Annotated in this window: 11 protein-coding genes; 7 read left to right on the top strand and 4 right to left on the bottom strand. The window is 67.0% G+C overall.

What is annotated here, in order from left to right; translation table 11 throughout:
• The first annotated feature begins 62 nt into the window (after window positions 1-62).
• The 5 genes from F6W70_RS16065 (at window position 63) to F6W70_RS16045 (ending at window position 5,250) form a co-directional block, all read left to right on the top strand.
• Entirely contained in the window at window positions 63-1,196 is a 1,134-nt protein-coding gene (locus F6W70_RS16065; protein ID WP_151487324.1) for an MFS transporter, read from the top strand.
• Between the two features lie 37 nt (window positions 1,197-1,233).
• Entirely contained in the window at window positions 1,234-1,785 is a 552-nt protein-coding gene (locus F6W70_RS16060) for a cytochrome C5 (protein ID WP_151487323.1), read from the top strand.
• Window positions 1,786-1,983: 198 nt separating this feature from the next.
• The gene (locus F6W70_RS16055) at window positions 1,984-3,810 is read left to right on the top strand and encodes a glycoside hydrolase family 15 protein (protein ID WP_151487322.1); all 1,827 of its coding nucleotides are present in this window, start codon (window positions 1,984-1,986) and stop codon (window positions 3,808-3,810) included.
• 67 nt (window positions 3,811-3,877) lie between these two features.
• Entirely contained in the window at window positions 3,878-4,786 is a 909-nt protein-coding gene (locus F6W70_RS16050) for an LssY C-terminal domain-containing protein (protein WP_151487321.1), read from the top strand.
• On the top strand, window positions 4,783-5,250 hold the full coding sequence (locus F6W70_RS16045) for a hypothetical protein (protein ID WP_151487320.1): 468 nt from the start codon (window positions 4,783-4,785) through the stop codon (window positions 5,248-5,250). The genes F6W70_RS16050 and F6W70_RS16045 overlap by 4 nt, the downstream gene beginning before the upstream one ends.
• 55 nt (window positions 5,251-5,305) lie before the next feature.
• Here F6W70_RS16045 and F6W70_RS16040 read toward each other — a convergent pair whose 3' ends face one another.
• The gene (locus F6W70_RS16040; RefSeq protein WP_151487319.1) at window positions 5,306-6,292 is read right to left on the bottom strand and encodes a hypothetical protein; all 987 of its coding nucleotides are present in this window, start codon (window positions 6,290-6,292) and stop codon (window positions 5,306-5,308) included.
• Window positions 6,293-6,320: 28 nt separating this feature from the next.
• Entirely contained in the window at window positions 6,321-6,842 is a 522-nt protein-coding gene (locus F6W70_RS16035; protein WP_151487318.1) for a hypothetical protein, read from the bottom strand.
• A 272-nt stretch (window positions 6,843-7,114) separates the two neighbouring features.
• Here F6W70_RS16035 and cuyB point away from each other — a divergent pair, with 272 nt between their 5' ends.
• Window positions 7,115-7,903 carry a cysteate racemase gene (cuyB, locus tag F6W70_RS16030; protein ID WP_082531553.1) on the top strand — a complete coding sequence of 263 codons (789 nt, stop codon included), beginning with the start codon at window positions 7,115-7,117 and terminating at the stop codon, window positions 7,901-7,903.
• A 178-nt stretch (window positions 7,904-8,081) separates the two neighbouring features.
• On the top strand, window positions 8,082-9,680 hold the full coding sequence (locus F6W70_RS16025) for an amidase family protein (RefSeq protein WP_318278926.1): 1,599 nt from the start codon (window positions 8,082-8,084) through the stop codon (window positions 9,678-9,680).
• Window positions 9,681-9,734: 54 nt separating this feature from the next.
• Here the strand turns inward: F6W70_RS16025 and F6W70_RS16020 are convergent, their stop codons facing one another.
• The gene (locus tag F6W70_RS16020; protein WP_031205899.1) at window positions 9,735-10,739 is read right to left on the bottom strand and encodes a magnesium and cobalt transport protein CorA; all 1,005 of its coding nucleotides are present in this window, start codon (window positions 10,737-10,739) and stop codon (window positions 9,735-9,737) included.
• Between the two features lie 472 nt (window positions 10,740-11,211).
• A complete protein-coding gene (locus tag F6W70_RS16015; RefSeq protein WP_151487317.1) occupies window positions 11,212-12,864 on the bottom strand; it encodes an AIPR family protein in 1,653 nt (550 codons plus the stop codon).
• Window positions 12,865-12,972 lie beyond the last annotated feature (108 nt).

Here is a 12,972-nt window from a genome sequence, read left to right as displayed (position 1 = left end):
TCTCTCGCCCGCTGTTCCTCGCCCTGAGCGATTCGAGCGGCGTCTTCGTGTCTGGATGCTCCATGCCCTTGCTCGTCCCTGTCCTGGCCCTGGCGATCTTCGCCCAGGGCACCAGCGAGTTCATGCTCGCCGGCCTTCTCCTTCCCCTTGCGGCCGACCTCGACGTCGATCCGTCCACCGCTGCGCTGCTGACGTCGGCATTCGCGGTCGGCATGGTGATCGGCGCCCCGATCATGGCGGTGTTCGCCAACCGCTGGGCACCGCGGCGCACTCTCGTGCTGCTGCTCCTCGCCTTCATCGCCGCGCATGCGGTCGGCGCCCTCGTCTCGTCCTTCTGGGTGCTGCTCGTCAGCCGGGTGTTCGCGGCGCTGGCCTATGCCGGGTTCCTCGCGATCGCATTGGCGACCGTGCGGGTCATCGTCGAGCCGGCGCAGACGACACGTGCCGTCGCGGTGCTGCTCGCCGGCACGACTCTGGCCACGATCGTCGGAGTTCCTGCCGGCGCGGTGCTGGCGAACGCCCACGGATGGCGTTCGACCTTCTGGGCCGTCGTGCTGCTGTGTCTGCCCGCCGTGGTGGCCCTGCTGCGTGATCGCACCCTCGTCGCCGTCGCGCACTCGCCGCGGATCGCTGTGCGCGGGGAGCTCGCCGAGCTTCGGCGTCGTCCGGTGCTCGTCGCCGTGGTGATGGCCGTCGTGGTGAACGCCGCGACCTTCGGCGTCTTCACATTCCTCGCCGTCATCGGCACCGATGCCGGCGTCGGTGATTCCTGGATCCCTCTGCTCCTCGCCACTTTCGGTGTGGGGGCCTTCCTCGGGGTGTCCGCGACCGGTCGGTGGGCCGCCGGCATCGAACGAACCTGGATCCGGGTCGGTGCCGTGGCGACGACCGCGGTGTGGATCGTCTTCGCCGCGTGCGTCGACGCGGTGCCCGGCGTCTTCATCGGTGCGGCGGCCGGCGGCATGCTGTCGTTCGCCGTCGGCTCGGCGCTGATCGCTCGCATCGTCGGGCAGGCGTCGGGTGCTCCGGTGCTCGGGGGCGCCTACGCCACCGCGGCACTGAATCTCGGAGCCTTCGCCGGTCCTGTGGTCGCCGGCATGGCCTACGCACAGAACGGGGCGGCCGGGGTGCTGGTGGTGGCTGCGATCCTGGCGGCCATCGGGGTGCTCCTGGCTCCGCTGCTCCGTGCGCGATGACCGCCCACGACCGCGCTCGATGCGAAAGACTGGAGGCATGACTTCGCCTGCGCTCGACACCCTCCTGGCCCGCATCGTCGAGAGCGGACTGCTCGAAGATCCTCTCGCGGAGAACGGCCTGGTCTACGGGCGCGCGAGCATCGACGCCGCGGGCACCGTGGTCAACGTCAACGTCGACCCGGAGCTCGAAGACGATGACGAACAGGGCGACGACGTCGATCACGATGCGTTGATCGCCGCGGTCTCGCGCATCCTCTCGGTGGGGGAGTCGCGCTGGCGCGCGATCATCGACGAGGTGGCCGCCGACATCGACGACGCGGTGGACGACGAGCCCGTGGTCGAGCAGATCGACCTGCGCGACGACCTCGAGGCCACGTCGGTCGTGGTGTTCGCAGACGCCGTGCTGCTCGCCTTCCTCGCACCGAAGCAGTTCCCGGACTCGCGGATCCTCGTGCAGCTGGACGACGATCTCGAGGTCGACGGCGTCGAGATGCGAGAGCTCGACGGCTCGGAGACCATCGCGTTCGACACGCTCGACGACCTGCTCGACCACATCAGCGGTCCCGACGAGAGCGCAGCGCCGGCGTAAGCCCGCTCCCGTGGAGACCGCGAGCCCTCGTTCCGATCCGCCGAAGCGGCGTGGAGCGGCGAACCCGAGCACCGTGCTGTCGGTGCTCGGGTCCGCCGCGGTCGGCGTCGTGGTGACGTGGTGGATCAGCGTCGGCCCGTTGCACGACGATCCGCGGGCAGGAACGCTGAGGCGGACACGGAGGAGGACGAGCAGGCGATGGACAGGATCGATACCCCCGACCTCGAGGTGCGCGCACGCATCGAGGACTATGCCCTGCTGAGCAACTGCCGCACGGCGGCGCTCGTCTCCCGCGCGGGGAGCATCGATTGGCTGTGCCTGCCGCGGCTCGACTCGGCGTCGACGTTCGCGGCCGTGCTCGGAGACGAGTCCCATGGCCGATGGCTGTTGCGCCCGACCGCCCCTGCTGCCCTGAGCACCCGACGATACGACGACGACACCTTCGTTCTCGTGACCCGCTGGGAGAGCGCGGGAGCAGTGGCGGAGGTGCACGACTTCATGCCGATCGGACTCGACCCCGACACCGCGATCCGGCGCACCGACCTGATCCGCAGGGTCGTCGGCGTGCAGGGGTCGATGCGCTTCGAGCAGCGGCTGAGCATCCGCTTCGACTACGCCAGGGTCATGCCGTGGGTGCGTCAGGTCGGATCGCCCGGCGAGCCGTGTCTGGTCGCGATGGGCGGACCCGATGCCGTCGCGTTGCGCGGTGCACCCCTGAAGCCGATCGACCATCAGCACCGGGGTGAGCTGACGGTGGCCGCCGGAGAGGTGCGCGACCTGCAGCTGACCTGGTTCCCCTCGCACCTCGAGGTCCCGCCGGTGCTCGAGGTGGAGAAGGAGCTCGGCCACACCAAGGCCTGGTGGCAGGACTGGGCGGATCGGATCTCGCACGATGGTCCGCACCGCGACGAGGTGGTCAGGTCGCTGCTGATCCTGCGGGCGCTGACCAACCACGAGACCGGCGGTATCGCCGCCGCAGCGACGATGGCGCTGCCCGAGGAGATCGGGGGTGTGCGCAACTGGGACTACCGCTACGTCTGGCTGCGCGATGCCGCCCTCACGCTCGAGGCGCTGCTCGCCCACGGCTTCCTCGGCGTGGCCGGGCAGTGGCGGGAATGGTTGCTGCGGGGCGTCGCCGGAGACCCCGCCGATCTCCAGATCATGTACGGCCCGGCGGGCGAGCGAGACCTTCCGGAGCGGGCTCTGCCGAATCTCCCCGGATACGAGGGGTCGACGCCGGTGCGGATCGGCAACGGCGCGGCGGACCAGTATCAGGCGGATGTCGTCGGCGAGGTGCTGGTGACGCTGTCGGCGGCGCGGGCGGCGGGGCTCAACGAGTCGGGCTTCTCCTGGCCGTTGGAGCGCGAGCTGCTGCGGTTCGCCTCCGAGCAGCTCGATCGCCCCGATCAGGGGCTGTGGGAGATCCGTGGTGAGCCCCGTCTCTTCACCCACTCTCGGGTGATGATGTGGGCGGCGTTCGACCGCGCGGTGCTCGCGGTCGAGGAGTACGGCCTCGAAGGCCCCGTGGAGCGCTGGCGTGGGCTGCGCGATCGGATGCGCGAGGAGATCGATCGCGACGGCGTCGTCGACGGCCACTTCGTGCAGCACTACGCGACGACCGAGGTCGACGCCTCGCTGCTGCTTCTTCCGCAGGTGGGCTACTGCCCACCCGACGATCCGCGGATGCTGGCGACGGTCGAGCGCATCGAGCAGACACTGATGTCGGGCGGGCTGGTGCGTCGGTATCGCACCGCGACGGGAGTGGATGGACTCTCCGGAACCGAGGGGGCGTTCCTCGCCTGCTCGTTCTGGCTCGTCGAGCAGTATGCCCTGACCGGACGGCGCGGGGAGGCGGCTGACCTCATGGAGAGGTTGTGCGGGCTGGCGAACGACGTGGGGATGCTCTCCGAGGAGTACGACCCGGTGGCGCAGCGGCAGCTCGGCAACACCCCGCAGGCGTTCTCCCATCTCGCGCTCGTGCGCGCCGCCGATGCCCTGGCCATGACGGAATCCCGGACGCGCTGAACAGCCGCGTCGAGCGGTGCGCGATCAGCGTCTTCTCACCGGTGCGGGCACTTCCTAGGATGTGGACATGGCGGAACCAGTCAAGAGGCGGGATCCTCTGGTCCAGCGTCGGCGGTTCTCCGTCAACGCGGCTCTCGACGATGCCTTCTTCGTCTTCGCCGGTGTCGCCGCGATCTGGCTCGCCTACCTCCTCATCACCGAGGCGTTCTCGTGGGGCTGGTGGGCCATCGCCTTCGCGATCGCTTTCTGGCTGCTCCTCGCGTACCTCGTGCTGCCGAGACTGCACTCCATCCTCACGCGCATCTACGTGCCCAGCTACTTCATCGGGCGCGCCCGAACCAGCGACGGCCTGCTCGGCGATCCGGTGAACCTCGCGGTCCTCGGCACGCAGGAGCAGCTCACCCGATGCATGGCCGAGGCCGGATGGACGCGCGCCGACGAGATCACCGCCGCGTCGACCTGGCGCATCGTGCAGTCGACCGTGCTGCGGCGCAGCTACGACGAGGCGCCCGTCAGCCCGCTCTTCCTGTTCGGTCGTCGACAGGATCTCGCGTATCAGCAGGAGGTCGAGGGCAACCCGTCCAAGCGGCACCACGTGAGGTTCTGGCGCTGTCCCGAGGGGTGGATGCTGCCCGGCGGGCACCGCGTGGACTGGGTGGCCGCCGGCACCTTCGACCGCGCTGTCGGGTTCTCGCTGTTCACCCTGCAGGTCACGCACAAGATCGATGCGGACATCGACATCGAACGCGATCACATCGTCCGCACGCTGCGGGACGCCCACGCCGGGGTGCGCATCGTCATCATCCGCGACTTCTCCACGGGCTATCACTCCCGAAACGGGGGTGGTGACAGCATCCACACCGACGGCGACCTGCCGGTCATCGATCTCCGCCACGTCACGAAGGCGCAGCCGACAGCCGCCATGACGGAGCCCGACGACCAGGCGCCGGTCACTGAGCTGCGGGGGCTGTCGTGAGGCGTCCGCTGGCCACCGGGCTCGGTGCCGTGCTGATGTCGCTCCGCGTGATCTGGGGGTTCATCTCGATCCTCATCTACGTGCTGAACTGGAACGCGATCAGGGAGGATGTCTTCGCCTCCGCCGATGGTGGCCTGCTGGTGCCCGCAGACGTCGCCGATCTCCTCCTCGTCATCGGTTTGAGCGCGCTCGGCGTCTGGTACGTGTTCTACGGCGTGCTCGCCGGCCTCGTCTTCGCGGGGGCGAACTGGGCCCGCATCGTGGCGATGAGCTTCGCCTCGCTCAGCATCATCGTCGTCTTCCTGGACTGGTGGAACGCCGGGATCCCCGTCACGTTCCAGACATCGCTCGCCAGCGTCGCCCTCGACATCCTCGTCCTGCTCGCCCTGTCGGCGCAGAGCGCCCGGAGCTTCGCCAGACGGAACGATCCTCGGTTCGCCAGCACCGGCGAGCCACTCGAGTGATGCTGCCGATCGCGCCCGCTTCGTGAGGGGAGGAGCGACGGTGCGCCCGCGTCGCTCAGCTCCGGCCGTGCGAGGCGAGGACCGCCGTGGTCAGCTCGGCGCGATACCGGGCCTCGTCGAACGCATCCTCGTGGGGGAGCAGATGCAGCGGCGGCGGGGTGATGGCCAGCAGTGTGTTGACGAGCCCGAGCGGCTCGGGGTAGCTGATGCGCACGGTGCCGGCCGGGAAGCCGTTCTCGCTCTGCCAGAGAGCCAGGTCGTCGCAGAAGCGCTTGTGCTCGGGGAGCCGGATCGAACGGGCCCCGTCTTCCGGCCAGACCTTCCACGCCAGGTTGTACAGTCCGTGAGCGAAGGGCCAGAACAGCTTCTCCAACGCTCCGACGCCCGATTCGGAGACACGCGAGACCGCGTTGACGTAGTTGTTCAGCTGGATGGAAGCCTCCTCCGGGTCTTCGTCGAGCAGCGCGAGCAGGTACCTCAACTCCGCCTCGTACAGCTTCGGCTGCTTTCGCTCCAGGTGGCGGTGAGCGCGCACCCGCACCGACGGCGCGAGGTCTTCACGCCCGTGCCAGAGGACCATGACAACGGAGGCCATGGGTGCCCACGTGCCGCGGTCCAGGAACTCCTCGGGCAGCAGAAGCGGCACGCGATCGAACATCCCCGCCGCCAAGACGCGTTTGACCGTGGGGTAGGCGTAGTCGGGGGTGGAACCGGTCCAGTTCCGGCAGCCCTCGGCGACGGCGAAGTGGAACAGGGCATCGTTCAGGGCAGGCATGTCCTCAGCCAGAAGCGCGTCGTGCGCGGCCAGCTTCCACGGCACCCGCAGCAGCCCGCGCCACGTGTGGACCTGTTGATCTGCCGGCTTGCCGTCGCAGTAGTCGTCGAAGATCTTGCGGCAGGCATCCAGATACGCGGTCACATCCCGGTAGTGGCCTCGATCTTTCGCGCTGTCGTCGGCATAGGCCTTCATGTACTGCTGCCTGTACGTGGCGGTGATCACTGACAACCCCTCGGAATCCTTCTGCGTGAACCCAGTCTCCATCAGGTCTGCTGCCGGAAGCAGCAGGCGGTCACCGCCGTTTCCGTGCGGCGGTGACGAACCCCACGACGGACTCCGGGTCGGCGTCGAAGGCGGCGAGGGGTGCGTAGACGAGCGAGTGCGGAATCCACGTGCCCTTCCGTGCCGCGGTCAGGATCAGGTATCCGTCCGAGACCGCGACACGGTCGTACGCCTCCCACGGGAAGGTGTGGCTCTGGCCGGGGGATGTCGAGGTCCACGCCGTGTCGTCGAGAGCGACCTCGACCGTCGAACCGTCGGGAACGCCCGGCTTCAGACCCGCCCGCAAGGAGCGCACCAGCACCAGACGAAGAACGAGCACGAGCAGGAGCAGCGACCCGAGCAGGCCCAGGACGATCCACCCCAGAACGGAACCGGTCCCGATGACGAGCCCGATCGCCACCGCCGCGACGACGGCCAGGGCGGCCAGGAACGGCCAGCGCAGGAACAGCGGGCGCAGGCCCCACACGTAGTCGAAAATCGCGCGACCCTCGCGCGCGGCATCGACCGTCCATCGGCCTCGCACGTGCATCATCCCCCCGGATCCGCCCTGGCGATCAGAGCCACTTCTTGTACTTGAACACCCCGAACAGACCGACGGCGAAGGCGACCATCGCACCGATGGCCATCGGGTAGCCGAAGGCCACTGTAGCCCGGGCATCGCCTCGGCGTTCATGCCGACCAGCTGATCTTCTCGGCCTCGCGGATCGGGTGACGTATGCCGTCCACCGCACTCGGACGAACCGGCGACGCACTTTCGTCCATCAGCACCGACGTCCCGCTGCCCCCAAGGGGGACGATCGACTCATGAATCCGTCGCCCGCTTCCGTGCGCCTGCGCGCACCAGGCGAGCCTCGGGTCCTCGGCGTGCTCGGCGGGATGGGGCCGCTCGCCACGGCCCGCTTCTACGACGCGGTGGTTCGAGCGACACCGGCGGGCCACGATCAGGGTCACATTCCGACGGTGATCTGGAGCGATCCGCGGATTCCGGATCGTACGGCCGCGATCCTGGCGGGCGGGCCGTCGCCGGTGCCCGCGATGGTGGATGGCGCCAGAAAGCTCGAAACAGCGGGGGCGGAGATCCTGGCGATCCCGTGCAACACCGCGCATGCTTTCCTGCCAGAACTGCGCGCCTCCACGCGGCTGGTCTGGATCGACATGGTCGGCGAGACGCTGGACCTGGTTGCTCGCAGCGGAGCGGAGCGGGTGGGGGTCCTGGGTACACGCGGCACCAGGGCGGCGGCACTGTACGACGCGGCGGCATCGCGTCGTGGCCTTCGCGTCATGTACCCCTCGGACTGTGACCAGTCCCGGTTGATCGACGAGGCCATCGGGCTCGTGAAGAGCGGACGACGACTCTCCCTGGCCGAGGACCGGGTGGCATCCGCGGCTTCGCGCCTGCACAGGGGCGGCGCCGACGTGCTGGTCGCCGCATGCACGGAACTCCCGCTCGTGCTTGGGCCGGCCTCTCTGCTGACCACAGTGGTGGACTCCCTGGAGTGTCTCGCATCCGCGTGCGTGCGCGCGTGCCTGACATACGTCGCGGGCGGCGACAGCGACCGCGACGACGAAGAGGTCGCATCCGCCATCCTCTGAACGGTGCAGCCTGCTACACCCCCATGCGGTGACAGGCTCCCTCGTGGTCGTCGCCCCGCGAACCTAGCGTCGATAGAGGCGCCGCTCAAGCGCTCTTCCCCGCGCTGAGAAGCGGGGCAGCACACCAACCGATTCGCACCCGGTGTCGCCATGCCGACGCTGTGACAGGAGATGAAAGATGCACAACTCGAACCGACATCGACGGCGCGGGTTCGTGGCCCTGATGGCAGTCGCGTGCCTGGCCGCACCACTCACGGCCTGCACGGTCGGCGTGAAAGCGCCCGAACCCGGCGCGGACATGTCGACGTTCCTCGATGAGATGACCATCCCGGAGCTGCAGCACGCCATGGACGAGGAGGAGCTGGATGCCGAGGCGCTGACACAGGCCTACCTCGACAGGATCGAGAAGCTGAACCCGACCCTCCACGCCATCGTGCAGACCAACCCCGACGCGCTCGACCTCGCGCAGGAGAGCGATGAGCGCCGCCGGTCCGATGAGTCCCGCGGGCCGCTGGAGGGCATCCCTGTGCTGCTGAAGGAGAACATGGACACCGCCGATGCGCAGAGGACCACGGCTGGTTCGACCGCGCTCGCCGGATCGAAGCCGGCGCAGGATGCCTTCCTCGTGCAACGGCTGCGTGAGGCGGGGGCGATCATCCTTGGTAAGACCAACATGTCCGAGTGGGCCAACTTCTACTCGTCGAAGCAGCCGGCCGGGTGGAGCGCCGTGGGTGGGCAGACCCGTAACCCTTACGACAGGGAGCGGACGCCCTGTGGCTCGTCGAGCGGCGCGGCCGTCGCGGCGGCCGCAGCGCTCGCCACGGTCTCGATCGGCACGGACACCGACGGCTCGATCACCTGCCCCGCCGCATCCGCATCGACGGTCGGCGTGAAGCCCACCCTCGGAGTCGTCAGTCGTTCGGGCGTCATTCCCATCACGAGCAAGCACGATTCGCCCGGCCCGATCGCCCGCACCGTGACGGATGCGGCCATCACGCTGCAGGTGATCGCAGGACACGACGATGCAGACGCTGACTCCGTCGATGGGCGTCTTCCCCAGGATCTCGACGACCTCCTCGACCAGGGCGCACTGCACGGCAGTCGCATTGGGGTATGGCGCGAGGGTCATGAGGGCGTCGATGATGAAGCGGACGACGCGTTCGACATGTCTGTCGAGGTGCTGCGTGGCCTGGGCGCGACCGTGATCGAAGGCGCCGACGTGCCCGACATCGAGTCGCTGGTGCCGACGGATCTCCTTCCTGCTGTGCTCACCGAGTTCAAGCACGATCTCAACCGGTATCTGGAGACGACTCCTGGCGATCACCCGCGGAGTCTGACCGAACTCATCGCCTATAACCAGGAGCACGCCGATGTCGAACTGCCGATCCCGCTCGAACAGGACTACTTCGTCATGGCGGACAGGACCGATGGGAACGTCGAGGATCCCGAGTATCGCGCACATCGTGAGATGGTGGCCACGCGCGCTCAGGAGAGTGTGGACGATGTCCTGAGGAAGCATGACCTCGACGCGATCGTCACGATCTCCGATCTGCCCGCGGCCTCACTGCAGGCTCAGAAGCCCCCGTCGTTCCAGAGCAGCACGCGCAACACCTCGCTTGCCGGGTATCCGAACATCACTGTGCCGAGTGCCTTCACCGACTCCGGTCTGCCGATCGGGCTCACCTTCATCGGCACACGCCTGAGCGATGCGTCGCTTCTCTCCTTCGCGTACGCGTACGAGCAGGCGACGGGCGCGCGTCGCGCACCGGCGCTGTAGCCCAAGAGAAGGCGTCAGGGGAGGACCGTATGGTCCTCCCCTGACGCCTGGCGATCAGAGCCACTTCTTGTACTTGAACACCCCGAACAGACCGACGGCGAAGGCGACCATCGCACCGATGGCCATCGGGTAGCCGAAGGCCCAATGCAGCTCGGGCATCACGTCGAAGTTCATGCCGTACACCGTGCCGACCAGCGTCGGCGCGAAGATGATCGCGGCCCAGGAGGAGATCTTCTTGATCTCGTCGTTCTGCGCGAGCCCGGCCTCGGTCTGCCGACGGGCGACGAGCGCGGAGTGCACGGTCAACGCGTTCTCGAGGATCGCGCGGAAGGAGTCGATCTTCTCGTTCACGCGGATCGTGTGGTCGAGCACGTCACGCAGGGAGCGCTGCAGCTCCTCGTCGATGCGGTACTTCTCGGAACCGCGGCGCAGCCACTCCAGCATCCCGTTCAGGGGGTGCACGGCGCGCTGGAAGTTGATGACCTCGCGGGACAGCTCGTAGATGCGGCGGGAGAGAGCGCTGTCGTCGTCGCCGTCGCCGAAGAGCTGGTCCTCGATCTCGTCGATGTCGTTGAGGAGCCCCGCCACGATCGGCTCGTACCCGTCGACGACCTCGTCGAGGATCGCGTACAGCACGGCCTCGGGGCCCATCGCGAGCAGCGCGGGGTTCGCCTCCATGCGGGCGCGCACGGCGGCGAGGTTGGGCGACTCGGCATGCCGGATCGTCACCACGAAGTCGGGGCCGACGAACAGGTGCAGCTCGCCGAACTCGATCGACTCCTGCTCATCGCGGTAGCGCGCGGGGCGCAGCACGGCGAACAGGGTGTCGCCGTAGCGCTCCACCTTCGAACGCTGGTGCCCGGAGAGCGCATCCTCGACGGCGAGCGGATGCAGGTCGAACTCGCGAGCGACGGACGCCACTTCCTCGGGGCTGGGTCGGTACAGGCCGATCCAGGCGATGCCGCCGGCTGCATCCAGCAGCCGGTAGGTCTCGTCCAGGTTCTTGGGGGTCTCCACGCGACGTCCGTGGACGTACACGCCGTTGTCGATGAGCGCCATGATGCGGCTCCGTTCTCGCAGGGGCACGGCGGCAGAGAGCACCGTGCGCGGATTCGTCAGGGGCGGATGACGCCGCCGACGGCTGCGAGGGAGGACGTGCGAAAGCGGACCGGAAGGTCAACGCGTGAGCGCAGGGAGTCTCGACGCAGCGAAGGCGGCGTCGTAACTATCACCGGACATCGCCATCACCGCCTTTCGGGACTCTTCGGGGTCGGACGACCCAACGGGTCAGCATACCCCTGTCTGCTGGGAGTCAGGTGTCCGGCCCGTCGCGCCTTCCCGCCCGGAGCGGGCTCAGAGCGTGACGACCTCGCCACCGCGGGAGGCAGAGGCCTGGGCGGCCGTGGCGATCTCGACCGTGCGGATGCCCACGCCAAGATTGGCGCGGAGAAAGTACCGGTGACCCCCAGGGTGGGATCGACCCCCCCCAGGGTGGGATCGACCCCCCCCAAGGTCAAGAGCGGCGCGGGTGTTATGAGTCCAAGCCGGCGTCGCGCATAAGTTCGACGACTCGCGCTTGGTTCTTGAATACATTTCCCGGATATGCATTCTCGGGGAAGACCGCAACGATTGCGGCCAGATACTTCATCGCATCAGTGGCGACCGCGGCGAGGAGCACATCGAAATCGACGGTGGGGTCGGTCATCGCTTTAGTACCGATATGTCGCATGATGATGTGCGAGATGACGCGACGGCCGTGAACGGCCACTCCCGCTTCGATGCCCTCAGCTTCGAGCACATCGAATGCACTGTCTACCTCGTCGACGACCATGACGGCTCGGGCGAGTGCAAGGGGGTCAGTATTCGGATTGAAAAGTGCCGAGTACACGCCTCGCTCTGCGAATAGGCGGGATACCTCGCGCTTGGCGATGATTGAGTAGTTGATCTTCGGGTGCGCGCATGCTAGCGCCACGGCCGCATCCCTAATTTCAATGACCTTTGTTCGGTCAGTGGAACGCGGGAGCTCCGCTGACCGAACAATGTACTCGAAGCCCAGAACCTGGAGCTCGCGAACGAGGCGATGCTGCTGTTCATCGAGGAATGCAAAATCTTGACTGGAAACCTCGTTCTGCGTGTTCGCGAATCGAGTGATGCTCTGACCGAGCCCTTCCTCTCCAACCGGCACTTCGATGCATCGGACAATAACGAACGCGTTACCAAGATTGGCCTCGAACTCAGTGCCAAGAACCGCTCCGAGTGTCGAGACGGTCTGGGCGCCGTTGACGACGCTCGCGTTTTTCAACTTCAGGTAGCCGACGTCTCGTGCGAGCGCGCCACCAAGTGCGAGTTCGATAGAACTTGCCAGGATTGTGATTCCGTTGTTGTAGAACGCGAAGTTGTCAGGCTCCGCATGGATCGTCTGTTGAATCCCATCGTTGATGTCCGACCTGGGGATCACGACTCTAATATTCTCGGCGAACAGGTCAGCCCCATGGGTCTGGAACCAGTTCGCGATCTGAGCTGCGCTCACTCGCCCGTAGTACATCTTCTGCGGATCGGCCGACTTGCCCCAATCCAGAATCTGGAGGTCAAGGTCAACGGAGGGTCGATCGTTCTCGGCGATTGCGTTGAATAGGTCGGACTGAGCTAGATGTCTGTGCAGCGCCATTGGCTCGGTGCCCGGCAAGTCGTTCAACGAAGACAGAAGCTCATCGATCGGTGCAGTGACGTCGTCGCTCAACGCTTCCGATGCAGTCGTGGCAGTCACCAGCCGAATCCGAGCGCCGGGTGTGCGAAGGAGAGTCTGAATAGACTCTCGCATCTCTGCGCTCGCGTGCACTGGCTCGCCTTCTGCCTTCATCCCAAGGAGAGCGCGTACGCCATTGAGGAACTTCAGGACATCGCCCAACCCCATTGAGCCGCTTCCGTCTTGGCGCCACTTCGACTGCACAAACGTCACTTCTTTTGTGGTCGTGTTGAGACCCACCGCGTCGATGCCCCGATCAGCCCCACCATCCGTCAGCTCGACCAGGGAGGCATCTGTATCCCCAATCACCAAATCTGTTGCCCACAACGCAAGAAGGCGGGAGAGATTATTGACATCGTCGAGCGCCGCGTCCCAGTGGTCGGCCTCGTACCCCGCCCTCAGAAATGTCTCGATCTGGCTGACGTGGAATCTACTCATTGGTTGCCCTCCTGGGATCAATATATATCGGTGCCTGTGCGAGGAATTGAGCGCTAGGCCCCGATGCGCGAGTGCAACCACGGCTCATCGGCCAGCTCCCGAACGGCC

This window comes from Microbacterium maritypicum (genome assembly GCF_008868125.1).
GTDB classification, from domain to species: Bacteria; Actinomycetota; Actinomycetes; order Actinomycetales; family Microbacteriaceae; genus Microbacterium; species Microbacterium maritypicum.
This window is presented reverse-complemented; position numbering and strand designations above follow the sequence as displayed.

Coding starts and splice junctions, on each gene's coding strand:
- F6W70_RS16065 (WP_151487324.1), top strand. CDS start 63: ATGCCCTTGCTCGTCCCTGTCCTGGCCCTGGCGATCTTCGCCCAGGGC.
- F6W70_RS16060 (WP_151487323.1), top strand. CDS start 1,234: ATGACTTCGCCTGCGCTCGACACCCTCCTGGCCCGCATCGTCGAGAGC.
- F6W70_RS16055 (WP_151487322.1), top strand. CDS start 1,984: ATGGACAGGATCGATACCCCCGACCTCGAGGTGCGCGCACGCATCGAG.
- F6W70_RS16050 (WP_151487321.1), top strand. CDS start 3,878: ATGGCGGAACCAGTCAAGAGGCGGGATCCTCTGGTCCAGCGTCGGCGG.
- F6W70_RS16040 (WP_151487319.1), bottom strand. CDS start 6,292: ATGGAGACTGGGTTCACGCAGAAGGATTCCGAGGGGTTGTCAGTGATC.
- F6W70_RS16035 (WP_151487318.1), bottom strand. CDS start 6,842: ATGATGCACGTGCGAGGCCGATGGACGGTCGATGCCGCGCGCGAGGGT.
- cuyB (WP_082531553.1), top strand. CDS start 7,115: ATGAATCCGTCGCCCGCTTCCGTGCGCCTGCGCGCACCAGGCGAGCCT.
- F6W70_RS16025 (WP_318278926.1), top strand. CDS start 8,082: ATGCACAACTCGAACCGACATCGACGGCGCGGGTTCGTGGCCCTGATG.
- F6W70_RS16020 (WP_031205899.1), bottom strand. CDS start 10,739: ATGGCGCTCATCGACAACGGCGTGTACGTCCACGGACGTCGCGTGGAG.
- F6W70_RS16015 (WP_151487317.1), bottom strand. CDS start 12,864: ATGAGTAGATTCCACGTCAGCCAGATCGAGACATTTCTGAGGGCGGGG.